The sequence below is a fragment of the Melioribacter sulfuriphilus genome (genome assembly GCF_051488685.1).
Lineage (GTDB): Bacteria > Bacteroidota > Ignavibacteria > Ignavibacteriales > Melioribacteraceae > Melioribacter.
Map to the genome: position 1 here is coordinate 16,972 of NZ_JBPSEH010000007.1, position 17,183 is coordinate 34,154.

Annotated in this window: 15 protein-coding genes; 11 read left to right on the forward strand and 4 right to left on the reverse strand. The window is 37.4% G+C overall.

The features are described 5' to 3' along the window. Window positions 1-133 precede the first annotated feature (133 nt). The 6 genes from rny to ACSSV9_RS10180 all read left to right on the forward strand — a co-directional run bounded on the left by rny (window position 134) and on the right by ACSSV9_RS10180 (window position 7,018). A complete protein-coding gene (gene rny, locus ACSSV9_RS10155; protein ID WP_437347144.1) occupies window positions 134-1,699 on the forward strand; it encodes a ribonuclease Y in 1,566 nt (521 codons plus the stop codon). Between the two features lie 77 nt (window positions 1,700-1,776). Next, the gene (coaE, locus tag ACSSV9_RS10160; protein ID WP_437347145.1) at window positions 1,777-2,379 is read left to right on the forward strand and encodes a dephospho-CoA kinase; all 603 of its coding nucleotides are present in this window, start codon (window positions 1,777-1,779) and stop codon (window positions 2,377-2,379) included. Window positions 2,380-2,389: 10 nt separating this feature from the next. After that, entirely contained in the window at window positions 2,390-3,301 is a 912-nt protein-coding gene (locus ACSSV9_RS10165) for a proline dehydrogenase family protein (RefSeq protein ID WP_437347146.1), read from the forward strand. After that, window positions 3,298-4,332, forward strand: a complete 1,035-nt coding sequence (gene tsaD, locus ACSSV9_RS10170; protein ID WP_437347147.1) for a tRNA (adenosine(37)-N6)-threonylcarbamoyltransferase complex transferase subunit TsaD — start codon at window positions 3,298-3,300, stop codon at window positions 4,330-4,332. Before ACSSV9_RS10165 ends, tsaD begins: the two co-directional genes overlap by 4 nt. Continuing rightward, complete coding sequence (mltG, locus tag ACSSV9_RS10175; RefSeq protein ID WP_437347148.1) at window positions 4,332-5,378, forward strand: endolytic transglycosylase MltG; 1,047 nt, start codon at window positions 4,332-4,334, stop codon at window positions 5,376-5,378. The genes tsaD and mltG overlap by 1 nt, the downstream gene beginning before the upstream one ends. Further along, a complete protein-coding gene (locus ACSSV9_RS10180) occupies window positions 5,354-7,018 on the forward strand; it encodes an Ig-like domain-containing domain (protein ID WP_437347149.1) in 1,665 nt (554 codons plus the stop codon). The genes mltG and ACSSV9_RS10180 overlap by 25 nt, the downstream gene beginning before the upstream one ends. Here ACSSV9_RS10180 and ACSSV9_RS10185 read toward each other — a convergent pair whose 3' ends face one another. The 4 genes from ACSSV9_RS10185 to hutI are packed head-to-tail and all read right to left on the reverse strand — an operon-like array spanning window position 7,019 to window position 11,158. Next, window positions 7,019-8,245, reverse strand: coding sequence for an exo-beta-N-acetylmuramidase NamZ family protein (locus ACSSV9_RS10185; protein WP_437347150.1), 1,227 nt, complete (start codon window positions 8,243-8,245; stop codon window positions 7,019-7,021). Then, window positions 8,242-8,871: a cyclodeaminase/cyclohydrolase family protein gene (locus ACSSV9_RS10190; protein WP_437347151.1), complete on the reverse strand. Its 630-nt coding sequence runs from the start codon at window positions 8,869-8,871 to the stop codon at window positions 8,242-8,244. Before ACSSV9_RS10190 ends, ACSSV9_RS10185 begins: the two co-directional genes overlap by 4 nt. A gap of 17 nt (window positions 8,872-8,888) precedes the next feature. Continuing rightward, complete coding sequence (gene ftcD, locus ACSSV9_RS10195) at window positions 8,889-9,905, reverse strand: glutamate formimidoyltransferase (RefSeq protein ID WP_437347152.1); 1,017 nt, start codon at window positions 9,903-9,905, stop codon at window positions 8,889-8,891. A 2-nt stretch (window positions 9,906-9,907) separates the two neighbouring features. Next, window positions 9,908-11,158, reverse strand: coding sequence for an imidazolonepropionase (hutI, locus tag ACSSV9_RS10200; protein WP_437347153.1), 1,251 nt, complete (start codon window positions 11,156-11,158; stop codon window positions 9,908-9,910). A gap of 120 nt (window positions 11,159-11,278) precedes the next feature. Here hutI and glgA point away from each other — a divergent pair, with 120 nt between their 5' ends. The 5 genes from glgA to ACSSV9_RS10225 are packed head-to-tail and all read left to right on the forward strand — an operon-like array spanning window position 11,279 to window position 17,039. Then, a complete protein-coding gene (gene glgA / locus ACSSV9_RS10205; protein ID WP_437347154.1) occupies window positions 11,279-12,766 on the forward strand; it encodes a glycogen synthase GlgA in 1,488 nt (495 codons plus the stop codon). Beyond that, window positions 12,766-13,344: a D-glycero-alpha-D-manno-heptose-1,7-bisphosphate 7-phosphatase gene (locus ACSSV9_RS10210; protein WP_437347155.1), complete on the forward strand. Its 579-nt coding sequence runs from the start codon at window positions 12,766-12,768 to the stop codon at window positions 13,342-13,344. The genes glgA and ACSSV9_RS10210 overlap by 1 nt, the downstream gene beginning before the upstream one ends. Further along, window positions 13,338-14,528, forward strand: coding sequence for a hypothetical protein (locus ACSSV9_RS10215; protein ID WP_437347156.1), 1,191 nt, complete (start codon window positions 13,338-13,340; stop codon window positions 14,526-14,528). The genes ACSSV9_RS10210 and ACSSV9_RS10215 overlap by 7 nt, the downstream gene beginning before the upstream one ends. A gap of 3 nt (window positions 14,529-14,531) precedes the next feature. After that, window positions 14,532-15,776, forward strand: a complete 1,245-nt coding sequence (locus ACSSV9_RS10220) for a BamG-related protein (RefSeq protein WP_437347157.1) — start codon at window positions 14,532-14,534, stop codon at window positions 15,774-15,776. A 27-nt stretch (window positions 15,777-15,803) separates the two neighbouring features. Further along, window positions 15,804-17,039 (forward strand): tetratricopeptide repeat protein, encoded by a 1,236-nt coding sequence (locus tag ACSSV9_RS10225; RefSeq protein WP_437347158.1) that lies wholly within the window; start codon window positions 15,804-15,806, stop codon window positions 17,037-17,039. Window positions 17,040-17,183: the final 144 nt, after the last annotated feature.

The window sequence follows — 17,183 nt, forward strand, 5'->3', positions numbered from 1 at the left end:
GATCTCGTCTTTTGACGGGACAGTGGAAGTAAAAAGCGTCGGGCAATTTCCCGCATTGCTTAGGAAAGGGTTCTTTTCCTATAAAGCAACTCCGGCTCCTGCGGATTATTATATTCTTATTTATGGAGGAATTATGCAATTGGAGTTGTATCTGGTGTTAATCGGTGCAATAGTCTTTGCGCTGGCTTTCTTGCTCGGTTGGTTTATTAATTCTAAAATCGGCAAGAATAATATTGCACTTGCTAAAGAAAAAGCTCAAAAAATTGTTGAAGAAGCTGAAAAAGAAGCCAAACATATAAAAAGAGAAAAACTTCTCGAGGTTAAGGACGAGTGGCTTAAAAAAAAGCAAGAGTTCGATAACGAAGTTAACACAAAAAAACAGAAACTTCAGAATTACGAAAAGCAGCTCGAATCCCGAGAGGAAAATCTCGAAAAAAAATATGACGTCGTTAATCAAAAAGAAAAAGCATTAAAGGACTTAGAAAAACAACTTCAGCTTCAAAAAGAAGAAATTGAGAAGAAACAGGAAGAGCTTTCGCGTTTACTCGTAGAACAGAATGCAAAACTAGAAAAAATTGCCGGTCTGACTTCGGAAGAGGCTAAAAAAATGCTTATGGATAATATGATAAGTAAAGCCAAAGCAGACGCCTCTCAGATGATTAAAGAAATTAGAGACCAGGCAAAAATTGAAGCTAAAAAAGAAGCTCAAAAAATAATTATTCAGGCTATCCAGAGGACGGCAGTCGACCACTCGGTCGAATCGACAGTTTCGGTCGTTCAAATTCAGAACGACGAAATGAAAGGTCGTATTATAGGTCGTGAAGGACGAAACATTCGCTCCTTCGAAGCTGCAACTGGCGTCGATGTAATTGTCGATGATACACCAGAGGCGGTAATATTGTCTGCATTCGATCAATTCAGACGAGAAGTAGCCCGTATTGCCCTCGAACGTTTAATTGCCGACGGGCGAATTCATCCTGCTCGCATTGAAGAAGTGGTTGCAAAAGTTGAACAGGAACTCGAAGAGGAAATCCAAAAAGAAGGTGAAAATACAATTATCCAGCTTGGATTGCACGGTTTCCATCCTGAACTCGTTAAACACATCGGTAAAATGAAATATCGTTCGAGCTATGGCCAGAATTTATTACAGCACAGCATCGAAGTGGCTTATCTGACGGGCATTATGGCTGCCGAACTGGGGTTCGATGTTAATCTGGCTAAACGTGCTGGATTGCTTCACGATATCGGAAAAACAATCGATCGCGACGTTGAAGGTCCTCATGCTCTGCTTGGTTATGAACTTACAAAAAAATATCGCGAACATCCAATCGTTGTAAATGCTGTTGGCAGTCATCATGAAGATATTGAAATGGAACATCCGATTGCAGCTTTGGTGCAGGCTGCCGATGCGATCAGCGGCGCACGCCCGGGTGCACGTCGCGAACCTCTCGAAAGCTATGTCAAACGCCTCGAAAATCTCGAAGCACTTGCTAAATCGTTCGAAGGCGTTGCCAAAACTTATGCAATTCAAGCCGGCAGAGAGGTAAGAGTGGTTGTAGAACCCGACCACGTGGACGATACTCTTGCCGATCGGCTCTCTTACGAAATTGCCCAAAAAATTCAAGAAGAAATGGAATATCCTGGTCAAATTAAAGTTACTGTTATAAGAGAAGTAAGAAAAATTGCATACGCTAAATAAATTAGACGGCTGCTTTATAATCCTTGTATGAGGATTATAATGCAGCCTTTATTGTTACAGTTATCACCGGAATTCTTGTGAAAGATAAATTACTGATTGGCATTACCGGGGGACTTGGAGCTGGCAAGTCGGTTGCCTGCAAATTTCTTGAATCGAAAGGCTTTCCCGTTATTATCTCCGATTTACTTGCCAAAGACCTGATGAAAAATGACCACTCTATTAAAGAAAAATTAATACGCCTGTTGGGAAACGATATTTATGTAAATGGAGAATTAAATACAAAATTTTTTGCTGAAAAAATCTTCAATTCAGATGAGTTACTGTCCCAGGTCAACTCAATAGTTCATCCACCAACCATCGAAGCAACTTTAAATCTGGCTGAAAAATATTTTAATAAACATGATATTGTATTTGTGGAATCTGCTCTTTTGTACGAAGCTAATATGGAGGATTTATTCGATTATGTTATCCTTATTTATTCACCAGAAAAACTGAGAATAAAAAGGGCAATGCAAAAGGGAATGACTAAAGAAGATATCATCAGAAGGATGAATTATCAAATGAAAGACGAAATTAAAAAATCTAAAGCCGATTTTGTGATTGAAAACAATTCAACGATTGAAGATTTACAAGAGAAATTGAATTTTATTCTTAAACTGATTTCAATGACACAATCATAAAGGTGAAAAAGTGAATCCCATTAATCGTACAATTGTTGAATTTGTAAAGCTGCTGCCAAAAGCAGTAGTACGCAAATTTGCGAATCGCTATATCGCCGGCGAATCATTAGTCGATGGTGTAAAAGTCGTTAAAGAACTTAACTCCAAAGGGATTGTTGCAACTATGGACGTACTCGGTGAATCGGTTACAAACAAGGAAGAATCAATTCTGGCAAAAAAAGAATATCTCGAAGTACTGGATGCTATCGAAAAACACAAATTGAAATCGAATATATCAGTTAAGCCGACACAGATGGGACTCAATATCGACAGGGAATTTTGTTATGAACAAATTGCCGAGTTAGCCGAGAGAGCCCGACTTTATAATAATTTTTTAAGAATCGATATGGAAGATTCTTCCACTACTGACGATACTTTTTATGTCTACAGAAAATTAAAAGAAAAATATTCCAATGTTGGTATTGTTATCCAGGCTTATCTCAAAAGAACAATGGATGATATCAAACAACCCGAGATGAAAGATGCTAATTATCGACTTTGTAAAGGAATTTATATCGAGCCGGATGAAATAGCTTATAAAGGCAAAGAAGAAATTCGCAATAATTATTTGAGAATACTCGAATATTTACTGGACAACGGAAATTATGTAGGAATTGCTACTCACGACGATTACCTCGTCAATAAAGCATATGAGATGATTAATAATAAAAACATTGGAAAAGAAAAATATGAATTCCAGATGCTATACGGAGTTAAAGAAAAATTAAGAGACCGTATTAATTCCAATGGAGACACAATTAGAATATATGTTCCGTTCGGGAAACACTGGTATAACTATTCGATCAGACGTTTGCAGGAAAATCCGATGGTTGCCTGGTATATAACAAAAAGTATTTTTATGCCAAATACGGTATCAAGATGAATATCTTAGGAATCGAAACTTCCTGTGACGAAACATCGGTTGCCGTTATTTCCGACGGGAGACTAATGGCAAATTTAATTTCGTCCCAAGATTTTCATACTAACTACGGTGGAGTTGTCCCTGAACTGTCGAGCCGCGCGCACTTACAAATTTTAATGCCTTTAATTAATAAAGCACTCGATAAAACAGGCTTGAAGCTCGATGAGCTGGATGTTATCTCAGCAACTGCGGGACCTGGATTGATAGGAGCTCTATTGGTGGGACTTACTTTTGGCAAAGGACTGGCATATTCACTGGGCAAAACTTTTATTCCGGTCAATCATATTGAAGGACATATTTTTTCAGGATTCCTGATGGAGGAAAAACCTGACTTCCCGTATCTTTGTCTGGTTGTTTCGGGTGGGCATACTTTATTATTGCTAGTTAAAAGCGATTATGAAATAATAAAACTTGGCACTACAATTGATGATGCCGCAGGCGAAGCATTCGATAAAGTATCGAAAATGCTGGGACTTGGTTATCCTGGAGGACCAATGATTCAAAAGTATGCGGAAATGTATAAGGGCGAATTAATTGATTTCCCTGTATCACGCTGTAAAAATAAATACGATTTTTCGTTTAGTGGATTGAAAACTGCTGTATTACGGTTTATCGAAAAACAATACGGCGGTGTCGGGCGCGTACCGATTGAAGAGTTACCATTACTTGCAGCTTCATTTCAGAGTGCAGCAGTTAGAGCACTAGCAGAAAAGACGGAAGTGGCAATAAGTGAATTTAATCCTAAATCACTTTCACTAGTGGGAGGTGTTGCAGCAAACATCCATTTGAGGAATACATTGAATGAAATGGCTAAGAAATACAATAAAAAATTTATTGTTCCGTCGATAGATTTTTGTGGGGATAACGCCGCCATGATTGCTTACAGAGGTATGAAGCTTTATGAAGGTGGCTACCGTTTCAACTTTGACTTTAATGCTTATCCCGGTTTAAAAGAAAATCCTTTCATTAAAGAATACAAGAGTGCAGATTAATGCAAAAAATAAACCTGAATAAATACTTTTCGAACAATGAAATTTATCTTATCGCCGGCGTTTTTGCTTTTGTGCTCTCTGTGTTTATTTTCACATTCTTTTCGCCAAATTATTACGAATCAGATGAACCTATAGAATTAATAATTCCCAGAGGTGCTACCCTTAATCAAGTTATCGATTCGCTCTATTCAAAAAAAGTTATTAAGGGTAAATTCAACATAAAAGTGGCGGCATTTATTTATGGAGCCGATAAGAAAATTAAAGCCGGTAAATATAAAATTCCCAACGGGTTAAGTTATCTCGACCTGATTGAACTTTTTATCGATGCCAGTCAAGCTACGCAGATAAGGGTTACTATTCCAGAAGGAATATGGATGAAAGATCTGGCATCACTTCTACAAAAGGAATTGAATATTGATTCGGCAAAAGTGATGGAACTCAGCAGGAGCAGGTCGTTTTTGAGGTCACTTGGACTTGATGAAAATATTAATTCTCTCCAGGGTTATCTTTTACCTGAAACATACTATTTTTATCCTGCGAGCGAGGCAGAAGAAATATTAAGAAAATTAAAATCGGAAATGGACACTTTGTTCAATAAACCTGAAGTTCAAAAACGGATGAAAGAATTAGGAATGAATAAACATGAAATTCTTACACTCGCTTCGATAATCGATGCAGAGTCTAATAATTTCTCAGAGTTCAAAACAATTTCGGGAGTTTATCATAACCGTTTGAAAAGAGGAATGCTGCTGCAAGCCGACCCGACAGTTCAATTTTTAATACGCCACAGAAAAAATAAAAAAGTTTATTATAAAGATCTGGAAATCGATTCGAGATATAACACATATAAATATCCTGGTTTACCGCCAGGACCCATTAATAATCCCGGCAAAGATGCAATAATGGCTGCACTTTATCCGGAGAAGCATAATTATTATTATTTTGTAGCAGATGGCAATGGTGGTCATAAATTTGCTTCCACTCCAAGTGAACACGAACAAAACGTACTGGAATACAGACAATGGCGAAGAAGTCAGAACAATTAATAGTATTACTGATCTTCATCTTCTTGCAAAGCTGCGCCAATCAACTACCTCCAGGAGGTGGACCCGAAGACACAATGCCGCCGTCTGTAGTCGAAGTCAATCCTCCACCAGGCTCCACAAATTTTAATGGAAATTCAATCGAGGTTACTTTTAGCGAATACATTAATAAAAGTTCTGTGCGTAATGCCATCTTTGTTTCCCCACCTCTGAAATATCCCATTAAATACAGGTGGAGTGGTACAACATTACGACTCGAATTGAGGGATACACTTAGGAGGAATACGACCTATACGATTACAATTGGAGCTGAAGTTGAGGACTATAATAGCCGAAATAAAATGCTCGAGCCTTATACGTTTGCTTTCTCAACTGGCAATACAATTGATGTTGGAAAAGTTGCCGGGAAAGTCTACGATGACAATCCCTCCGGCGTTATGATTTTAGCATTTAAACACAACGCAGGGACGGAAGATCTTTCTATGAAAGAACCCGATTATATTTCTCAAGTTGGCAAGAATGGGCGTTACATGCTACTCGGACTGAGTAATGGTGAATATGATGTAATAGCGATTAAAGATAAACTGAACGACCTGAAATATCAAATTAATGATGATTATTACGGCGTACAATTTAAAAGAGTTATAATCGACGAGGGGAATAAGGAAATTAACGATCTCGATTTTATGTTAACTTTGGGCGACACAATCCCTCCCAAATTATCCGATGCCAGAGCTATAGATAGTTATCGGTATTTAATAGAATTTAACGAATCAGTTGATAGCACTAAGATAAACTCCACTAATTTTTATTTAGTCGATTCGCTGACAGAAAAGAGATTTGATCCGCGCTTCTTTTATAAAGGGAAAGGGAAGAAAAATCAATTTTATATTTCCTTGCAGGACACATTGCCTAAAAGTGGTAAAACTTTTCTCGTAGCGGAAAATATTCCCGATTTAAATGGCAATTTGAATACACGTGATATTATTCCAATAACGCCAATTTCTAAGGAAGATACCTCAGCCCCCGCATTTATCGGTATCGAAGGCGTTTATCCGGAAAATAAAATCGATTATGAAAATCCTGTAATTAGATGCACTTTCGACGAAGGTTTTGCTTTCCCCGATAGTTTTATTGTTGTCTCCGATAAAAAAGGTAATAGTTTCTCATATCGACTCGAAAAAATAGACGATGCGGCTTTCAATATAATCCTCAAATCGAGACTTCGTCAGGCATCCGAATATGAATTGAAAATCAATCTGAGTAAAATAACCGATCTGCAAGGAAATAAAGCCGATTCAGTTCTCTCGGTAAATTTTACAACGGCAAATGAACTTGAATTTTCTGCTGTATCTGGAAACGTCATATCTAATAGAGACAGTTCGAATATTTATATCGTGTTAAAAAGTGTCGACACGGGAAAAAATTATATTAAAAAAGCTGTAGCTAATAAATTCGAAATAAACAAAGTAATACCTGGTAAATACGTAATGTGGAACTTTGTCGATTCAGACGGTAACGGTAGCTATTCTTATGGAAGTATTAAGCCGTATAGATATGCTGAGAAATTCAGTTATTATCCGGATACATTAAATCTGAGAGCACGTTGGCCTGTTGGAGGTATTAATTTATATTGTAAATAATTATTTATAAATCCAGTATTTCTTAATTACACTCTTATATCTATCCAATCCTTCAGTTAATAACTCTTTAATGTCTTCCACCTTATAATTTTTTATAAATGCTTTTCTTATTTTGTCGGTACCCATAACCAGGTCGAACATTTTAATTCGTGAAGAATCGGCGAGAGCGAAAAGATTTTTATCGGGATACAGTTCGTTATGAACTTGCATAAAATAGAACTGGACTAACAATAAATTCGCTGCGTCTTTATTAGTAATATAAAATTGTACACCGTTGAGTACCACATCTTTCCATTTACCATAATAGGGTTTGTAAGAAATAGGCCGAAATTTAACTCCCTTTAAGTTGAGGGCATTCATCTTATCGGCGAGTAGATCTGGATCAATCCATTCAGCTGCAAATGTCCTGAAAGGGAGCGTATAGCCAACTCCGATCGAAACTACGTTGAGTTCTCCCAGTATGCCTGAAGCAGCCATATAAAATGGGGTATCGGAATCGGGGACGTGATTTGAAGTGGGGACCCATAATAATCCTGTTTCGTTATAATTCATTGTTCGCTTCCAGCCTTCCATTGGAATTATTTTCAGATTGCATTTTTTACCTTTCGGTTTAAGGATTTCCTCGTTTATAAAACTCCCAAGTTCACCTGGTGTCAGTCCGTATACATAGGGTATCGGGAAATATCCAACAAATGATTGGAAGAGTGTATCGAGCGGTGGGCCTTCGACTTTATGACCATTAATCGGATTTGGGCGGTCGAGAATTACAAATTCGATATTATTTTCTGCCGCTGCTTCCATCGCCATTCCAAGTGTAGTAATGTAAGTGTAAGAACGCAGACCTACATCCTGAATGTCATAAACAAGGATATCAATTTCTTCCATCATTTCTTTGGTCGGTTTTTTGGTCTCGCCGTAGAGCGAGAATACTTTTATATTTTTATACTCCTCCGAGCTGATATATTCCCCTGCACTTTTACTGCCACGTAGTCCGTGTTCGGGTGTAAAAATTGCCTTTAGATTAATCTTTTCTGTATTGAGAAAAATATCTACAGTAGAGATTAAGTCTTTATTGACTCCTGTGGAATTAGTAATCAGGCCGATGCGTTTTCCCGATAGCTCGCGAAAATTGTCTCTGACCAACACATCGATTCCCGGTAAAACCGTTTGAGCTGTATACCCATAGTTTATAAATAGTATTATGAGTAAAACAGAAATTTTTCTCATAGAGTGAGTGAGTCTTTAATAATGTTGGTTATTAATCTTACGTTATGATTAACATCGTCGAGTAAAGCATTGGCACTTTTAAGAATTTCGTGTGCAATTGTCTTATTATCGAGCGAGCCTAAATTGATCAAAATATTTAAATAAGCTCCATTGGCTGCTGCGCCTATAAGTGTAGCTGCAACGCCCGCATCCGATATTGAATTCCGGTTCCCTTTCTCGGCCACGGTCTTAATATGAATAAAAACAGCTGAGCAGTTTTTTAAAACTTCCATCGGAATAGCAGCTGCTTCGAGTGTTGCATTCTGAATTTCTTTTTTTCTTGTCTCAGCCTGTTCTTCATTTTCTTTGGGAAGTTTATAAGATTCCATAACTTTGTTAAATGCTTCGTTGTCCTTCTCAGCCAGAATTAAAAAGTTTTTCTGGTAAGTGCTGAGCTTATCTTTTGTCTCTTCGATTTCTTTCTCTACGTCGGCATATTTTTTCTTCCCGATTGTTAAATTGCAAACCATAATGCCGAGACTCGAAGCGAGGGCTCCACAAAATGCAGCTACGTTTCCTCCACCAGGAGTTGGAGATGAAGATGCAATTTCATCAAGGTATTGTTCAATTGTTTTTTTAATATCCATATTAAAATTTCCTTTTTTTATATCATGTATTCGATAATTTTTTCTTCGGGCTTGAAGGGGGCTAAATAATTCAGACCGAGATTTTCAATTGCCGCATTGATTAGATCTCTTTCGTTATTGGTTTTGTCCTTTGTATAAAATTTTCCTGCCATTAAGAGAGCTTCTTTAGGAACAAGACCGACAATTTCACTCCCTTTTACTTTGACTCCTAAGCGGTTTGCTTCCTTTTTAACTTCTTCAAAAGCTACATGGAGAGGGGTAACCTTGTAATTAGTAAGATTCATAGAAACCTGAGTCAAATTAAATTTTTCGAGTGCAACACCCATCCCTTTAACTGATTTTAATCTGCCAGGAACTTTAATGGTTTTGCCATCTTTTTTGAGTATGTTGCCATTTTTGTCGCGTTTTGGATAGCCGCTTTCTCTCAATACTTCGGCTATTTCTTTTGCATAAGATAAATCAGTGGAATCGATGTTTACATTATAAGCAATAAGGAAAAAGCGAGCACCCGTTACAATTGCTCCCAATTTTGGATTAAAGACTGCTGGTCCGTAGTCAGGCTGCCATTCAGGGTCTTTTAATTTTTCTTCGAGTCCTTCATATTCACCTTTTCGAATGTTAGCAAGATTTTGTCTTTCAGGTTTGCGTGCTGAATATTCGTAGAGATAGACCGGGACGTTTAGTTTTTCTGAAATAATTTCAGCATACTTTTCAGATATTTTTACACATTCTTCCATAGTACTGTCGGAAATGGGAATAAACGGCACGACATCGATAGCTCCGATTCTTGGATGTTCGCCTTTGTGATATCTCATATCAATATGTTCTGCTGCAGCTATACTCGCATTGACTGCTCCTTCGAGAATTCCCTCGTCTGTGCCTGCCATGGTTACAACTACCCGATTATAATCTTCATCCGGCTCGAGATTCAATAACTTTACTCCTTTTGTCGAATCGATTGCCGATTTTATTGCTTCAAAAGTTATCTGGTTTTTCCCTTCGCTGAAATTGGGAACGCATTCAATAATTTTCATGATTACTCCATTTCGCGTTTATATATTATTTTCCCTTTCTTAATGGTCATTACGTTTAGATTATTGCCGATACTATAAATTATTTCAGAAATTTCTTTTGCTTTCAATAAGGCAAAGTCAGCCTGTTTTCCAATTTCAATACTACCGAGAAGGTTGTTCATTCCAATTGCTTTTGCTGCATTAATTGTAGTGGCAGAAATTATCTCTTCGACTGACATTTTCATTTTTAATGCCGCCAGACTCATAATAAAATGAAAATCGGCAATATGCGAACTGCCTGGATTAAAATCCGTTGATAATGCAACCGTAGCGTTACGATCGATTAATTTCCTGGCGGGAGCGTAATTATAGTCAAGAAAAAAAGATACTCCAGGCAGCAAAACAGCCGTTAATTCTGAATTTGCAATTTTATCGATCTCATTATCATCAACTATTTCGAGATGATCAACCGAATAGGCCGAATGTTTAAGAGCCACTTCGATTCCACCTATGCTGTGAAATTGATTGGTATGAAGTCTCAGTTTAAATCCCAGCTCTTTTGCCTTTTTAAAAATTAAATCAGTTTCTTCTGGACTGAAAGCTGTTTTTTCGCAAAATACATCTGTAAAATCCGCCAGAGCATTTTTGCTGATATAAGGTAAAAGTTCATCGGTGATTAATTTCAAGTACGCCGAATGATCGTTTTTGTATTCAGGTGGATAAGTATGAGCTCCGAGAAATGTGGGAATAATATCAATCTGTGAATTTTTTTTGAAGTAATTTATTACCTGCAAAAGTTTAATTTCGTCGTAATAGCTCAAGCCGTATCCGCTTTTTATTTCGAGGGTTGTAATTCCCTGAGAAATAAATTTTTTTATTCGGGGAGAAAGGAGTCGAATTAATTCATCGTGCGAAGCCCGTCTTACTGAATTTACAGTTGAAATAATACCTCCACCTTCTTCGGCAATTATTTCATAGGATTTGCCCAATAATCGCATCAAGAATTCTTTTGAACGATTTCCGGCAAAAGCGCTGTGCGTATGGCATTCAACAAAACCGGGCAAAACCAATAAACCTTCGGCGTCGATTATTTCGTCTGCATTAATTCGAGAGAGCGATGAGTTCGGCAGTATATCTTTTATCCATCCGTCTTCAATATAAATCGAATGTCCTGTCAAAATATCCAGATCATTCATTCGCTTGCCCGATTTTGAGTTTTGTCCAGATGTATTAACAGTAACAATCTGATCTGGATTTTTGATTAAAAGATTCACCAAAAAATACCTTAATTTTTGTTTGAATTAATATATAGAATAAAGTCGTCTATTTCTAATTTTTGTTAAAGGGCATAATATTTCGTATTTTTCGAAAATAAAAAAAAGGATCTTACCAAAATGCCTTCAACGTTTAAAATCCTTTTTGTAACCCCTGAGGCAGTCCCATTTGTTAAAACTGGTGGTGTGGCCGATGTATCTTCTGCGCTCCCCCAGCGTTTACAGGAAATGGGTCACGACGTTCGTATTATATTGCCCAAATACGGTGCAATTGACGAACGAAAATTTAAGATTCACGAGGTGGTTAGATTAAAGGATATTACGGTTAAGATTGCCGATAAAGATGTCGTTTTTTCGCTGAGATCTTCATTTTTAGTGGGACCAAAGGCACGCGTACAAATTTATTTTCTTGATAATCCCGAATATTTCGGGAATCGTCACAGTCTTTATGCCGATCCGATTACCGGCGAAGAATTTCCTGACAATGACGAGCGTTTTATATTATTTGCAAAAGCTGTATTCGAACTGATGCTCAAGCTCGGATGGACTCCTGACGTGATCCATTGTAACGACTGGCAGAGTGGTCTGGTGCCTGTTTATATGAAAACAATTTATAAAGACGAGCCGCAATTTTCATCTACTAAAACTTTACTTACAATCCACAATATATTTCAGCAGGGGGAATTTCCTCTCTCCTCATTCGAAAAAACAGGATTACCTGAAAAATTGGCTTCCGAAGAGGGATTGTTCCACAATAACAAAGTTAATTTTCTAAAAGGCGGTATCTTATTTGCAGACAAAATAAATACAGTAAGTGAAACTTATGCCAGGGAATTGACAACGTCAAAGATCAACAGTGCAGGTTTGAATCACTATCTTAAAAAAAGAAGTAAAGATTTATTGGGAATCGTAAATGGTATCGACAGATTGATCTGGGACCCGGAAAAAGACACAAAAATACCCCAGAAGTACTCTATCAAAAAACTCGACAATAAGAAAGAAAATAAAAGAATATTGTCGGAAAATTTCGGCTTTGAATATGAAGAAAGCGTTCCAATCATTGGAGTAATCTCGCGTCTGACGGATGAAAAAGGAATGGATCTACTTCAGAAAGCTCTTCCTCAATTGATGAAACTAAATATTAAGATGGTATTACTGGGAACAGGCGATAAAAAATATACAAAATTTTTCAGTGATGTTGCGACAAAATACCGAGGTAAATTTTCGTGTTTCGTCGGATTCGACGAAGACCTTGCTCATTTAATCGAAGCTGGCGCCGATATGTTCCTAATGCCGTCGAAAATCGAGCCATGTGGACTCAATCAACTTTATAGTCTTAAGTATGGCACAGTTCCGATTGTGCACAAAACCGGTGGTCTGGCAGATACAATTATTCAATTTGATGAAAAGACAAAAACCGGAAACGGGTTTGTATTTGAAAAATATACTGTAACCGATTTACTCGGAGCCGTAAAGAGAGCTCTTAAACTTTATAATGAAAACAAAGAATTGTGGACGGAATTGATGAAGATTGGGATGAGAGGGGATTACAGCTGGCTGAGTTCGGCTAAAAAATATGTTGAACTTTATAAAAAGTTAATTGATTAATGCGACCTGCTTTATTTCTGGATCGAGATGGAACAATAAATCATGATCCGGGTTACATACGCGACCCGGATGTAGTCCGTTTGATTGAAGGTGTTGCCGAGAACCTGAAAAATCTCAAAGAGAGATTTGGTTTCAAACTGATTATAATTTCAAATCAAGCTGGTGTGGCAAAGGGACTGATGACCATTGAAGAGGTCGAAGCGGTTAACAAAAGAGTGAAAGATTTACTCGAACAATGCGGTGTGGTTATTGATGCCATCTACTATTGTCCTTATCATCCCGATTTTGACCCACCAGAAAAATCAAATTGTCGGAAACCTTCTCCGTTTATGATTTTACAAGCTGCTAAAGATCATAATATTGATCTTTCGAAATCTTTTATGATTGGCGACAGAGCAAGCGATATTGAAGCCGGTATCAATGCCAAAATTAAAACAATATTGATTGCAAATGAAAACTGTAAGACGGAGATTGAAAACTTGATTAATGACGGTAAAAAACCCAATTTTGTAGCCACTGATTTTTATGAAATCAACAAATTTATTACCCAAAGTTTTGAGGAGGATAATAATTGCTAAGTAAAATTAAACTGATTATTCCAGTTATCTTCGGATTTTTGTTGGTTTCATGTAATCAGGATCCGACCTCCGTGGGATACGATTTAATAAAAGATGATGCCACTCTTTCATTTCACCAGTTTGACACCGATTCCGTTAATGTGAGACTGAATTCATATACATTTCAGCGCAATTTGTCGCTGGGTGTAGCCAGCAAATTACTTTTGGGTAAGAACGATAAATATGAAGCTCAGGCACTGCTGAGATATGAATTTTCACTGCCCGACTCCGTTATTACTTTGGTAAAGGAGAATAATCTGAACATCGCCGAAGCTTCAATTTACGTAAAGTTGAAGTATTATCTCGGCGGTAAATCCCTGCCATTCAACTTTACTGTTCACCGTATAACCAGCAGCTGGAGTACTGCAAGTTTTAATACCGACAGTCTCAACTTGTTACAGTATGAATCCCGGGATATTGCATACGAAAAAGCAATCGACGATACATCGATTGCCTTTAAAATTGACCCTTCCGTAGTTCTCGAATGGATTAAGTTCAGTGTGGATTCAAACTCTGCCGAACCTAATTATGGAATTCTGATAAAGCCCACTCATGATACTCAGAGGATTGTAGGTTTTAATGCATATCAACTTTTTACGGATTCCGACCTGCCATCTTTGACAATTATGTATGGTAGAAATGAAGTAACGGATACTCTATCGACGCTTCCATCTATGGATCTACATGCCATTAAGGGCGAACCGGAAACGTCGGACAACGACATCGTATTACAGGGCGGTTTGTTCAATAGAGGCTTCCTCTATTTTGACCTTGCTGTATTGCCTAAGAATATAATTATTAACAAAGCAGAACTTGAGTTATATGTAGATGAATTAAAAACTTTTGATGGCGAACCGGCTTCCGATTCAATTATAGTTAAAGTGCTGGGGGACAGTACTAAAAAAACTTATACATCCGACAGTACAATCACGACAATTCTATCGAGGAGTGGCAATAAATTCTCGGGAGATATTGCCTGGATTGTTCAGAAATGGATTTCCGATACTTCTTACACAAATCAGGGACTCGAATTATATCTTGCGGACGAAAAAGAATCGCTTGCAACAATCTGGATTCATGGCACCCACTCAGTGAATGCCGACACCCGTCCGAAACTAAAAATTACTTATTTAAAGAGTAGATAGTTTATGAAAAGAATATTCATTGGCTTTTTTATAATATTAATTTTGCCGTTTATTTCACATGCATCAGGTGGTTCGGTTTATTCACGGTTTGGAATAGGTGATTTATTTTTTAGCTATGATGCACGTAGAATGTCAATTGGTGAACTCGGAATAGCCCTGAAAGATATTGATTATCTCAGCTCTATAAATCCAGCAGGATGGTCTGCCCTCAAATTTACGCGCTTCGAAACCGGTGTTGTTTATCACGGCAACAATATTGCTTCGAATAGTTCATCAGTTTATCACTCTGATTTAATCATTCCGGGATTCATGCTTGGATTCCCGGTTTATCAGAAATATGGAATGAGCCTCGTTGCTGGAATTGTTCCGTATTCGAACGTCGATTACAAGCTTAGAGTGGTAACCGACTCTTCAATTGTAGGCGGATATACGACCGATTATGAAGGCAAAGGCGGAATTTCGAAAGTAATGATAGGCGGAACTTATCAGCTTCCATCTGGAACTGCCTTAGGTTTTTCGCTCGATTATTATAATGGAAAGATCTCAAGAACAACTTCAATTGATTTTACATCAAACGAAGACTTAATAAATGGTTCTTTTTCGGACGAGTATAGTTATATTGCAGCTGGATTAACAATAGGTGCAATTTCGCAAAATTTATCGAAAGTTTTGGGAATGAATATTTTCAGCGACCTGCGATTGGGAGCTTTTTACTCCAGTCCAGTCAATGTTAAAGTTGATAGTGTCAATAGTGCCACTACCGTAATCGGGACAGTAACTTCTTCTGAAGGAACAATATCGGAAAAATTTCCCGTCCGTTACGGCGCAGGTATTTCTTTTTTACTGAAAAACGATTACCGTATACTTGTCGATTATTTTCATCAATCATTTAGCGATTTTACGCATAACAATCTCAGATCCGATGTGATGCAGGACATAAATAAATACAGTCTCGGATTTGAATACAGAAAATCCGACGTTCGATCAAGCCGCTTCTGGGAACTGGTAATGCTCCGTCTTGGTTTAAGCTACGAACAATCTCAATATAAAATTAACGGAGAAGGAATCAATCAGATTTCAATTTATACTGGATTTTCGATCCCTCTGGATGTAGCAAACAGACTTGACTTTGCGTTCCAGTATGGTCGACGGGGTACTAAAGATAATAATTTATTACTCGAAAATATTTATAAATTTTCAGTAAGTTTAAGTATCGGAGAAATCTGGTTTATTAGACAAGATAGATAATAGAAAACAAATTAGGGGATTTACAAATTGAAACACTTAAAATATTTGCTGATAATGACCTATCTTTTAGGCGTTTCTTCATTATATGCCCAGAATCAATTGATGGCTAATTTTTCCTTATTCTACGAATACCACAAGAATAAAGATTATGTCAGCGCTGCACCTTTCGGGTGGAAGGTGATCAATGAAGACCCAACGCAATTTCTTAAATACAAAATATTTCCCAAAATGGAAGAAACACTCTGGTACTTGCACGATAGTACAAATGCTACCGATGAAGAAAAGAGAGCGCTTACAGACACAATCTATTACTTCTACGATAAAGCTATTCAATATGAAACGGATCTTGCAGGGTATTATTTAGCCCGTAAAGCTTACGTTATGGAAGTATGGGCAAACGAATCCAGCGACAAGATTATCCCAATCTACGAAGAAGCGATTGCTAAAGACCCTGAATTACCTGCGTTTTATAAAGATCGACTCGGAGTACTTTATATCAAAAATGCAACTGATGAAAATGGATATAAGTTGAAAGCATTAGACCTTTATTCCAAACTTTCTGAAGCTGAGCCTGATAATCCTGTCTGGATACAGAAATTAGAATCGATTGCTGAAAATATTGATGAACTGGTTGAAATTACTAAAAAGTCGTGGGAACTCGACAAGGAAAATCTTGAAAAAGCCTGGAAATATGCTTCAACCTGCATGAGAGCACAGAATTACGAAAAAGCTGTTGAGCCGCTTGAATTTTTAACACAAAAATCTCCTGATGTAATTAATTACTGGAAACAACTTGCAAGCGTTTATGATAAACTCGATAAGACCGACAAAGCAATTAACGCTTATAAAAAGGTAATTGAACTTCAACCCGACGGAAAAGAAAATTATGTTAATCTTGCTTTGATTTATAAAAGATTGGACCAGCTTTCTGTAGCCAGAACTTATCTGCAGAGAGCGTTGAAAATCGATCCTCAATGGGACTATCCTTATCTTATCGAAGCTCAATTGTATGAACAAGCTGCTCGTTCATGCGACTACGATTTTATGGCTAAGTGTGTTTATCAATTAGCAGTCGATACTTATAGAAAAGCAGCTTCTTTAGGCGGGCAATACGCTACCATAGCAGTAGATCGTATTAAAGCTTTACAAAATTCAGTCCCCACAAAAGAGGACTATTTCTTCAGAAAACTTAAATCTGGCGACGTTATCAAAATTGAAGGTCCCTGCTATGCTTGGATCGATAGGTCAATTCAGGTTCCGTAAAATATTCACAAACTAAAAAATTAATTGCCGCCTCGTAAAATGGGGCGGCATTTTTTTTATTCTTAAGCAATTCTACTGTTTCTAACGCAGTTCAAATTAATGTTAGTTTAACCGAAAGGAAAGCTTTATATTTGTGTGTTAAAA

Excerpts from the sequence above, each read along its gene's own strand:
- rny (WP_437347144.1), top strand. The coding sequence starts at position 134 with ATGCAATTGGAGTTGTATCTGGTGTTAATCGGTGCAATAGTCTTTGCG.
- tsaD (WP_437347147.1), top strand. The coding sequence starts at position 3,298 with ATGAATATCTTAGGAATCGAAACTTCCTGTGACGAAACATCGGTTGCC.
- mltG (WP_437347148.1), top strand. The coding sequence starts at position 4,332 with ATGCAAAAAATAAACCTGAATAAATACTTTTCGAACAATGAAATTTAT.
- ACSSV9_RS10180 (WP_437347149.1), top strand. The coding sequence starts at position 5,354 with ATGGCGAAGAAGTCAGAACAATTAATAGTATTACTGATCTTCATCTTC.
- ACSSV9_RS10185 (WP_437347150.1), bottom strand. The coding sequence starts at position 8,245 with ATGAGAAAAATTTCTGTTTTACTCATAATACTATTTATAAACTATGGG.
- ACSSV9_RS10190 (WP_437347151.1), bottom strand. The coding sequence starts at position 8,871 with ATGGATATTAAAAAAACAATTGAACAATACCTTGATGAAATTGCATCT.
- ftcD (WP_437347152.1), bottom strand. The coding sequence starts at position 9,905 with ATGAAAATTATTGAATGCGTTCCCAATTTCAGCGAAGGGAAAAACCAG.
- glgA (WP_437347154.1), top strand. The coding sequence starts at position 11,279 with ATGCCTTCAACGTTTAAAATCCTTTTTGTAACCCCTGAGGCAGTCCCA.
- ACSSV9_RS10210 (WP_437347155.1), top strand. The coding sequence starts at position 12,766 with ATGCGACCTGCTTTATTTCTGGATCGAGATGGAACAATAAATCATGAT.
- ACSSV9_RS10220 (WP_437347157.1), top strand. The coding sequence starts at position 14,532 with ATGAAAAGAATATTCATTGGCTTTTTTATAATATTAATTTTGCCGTTT.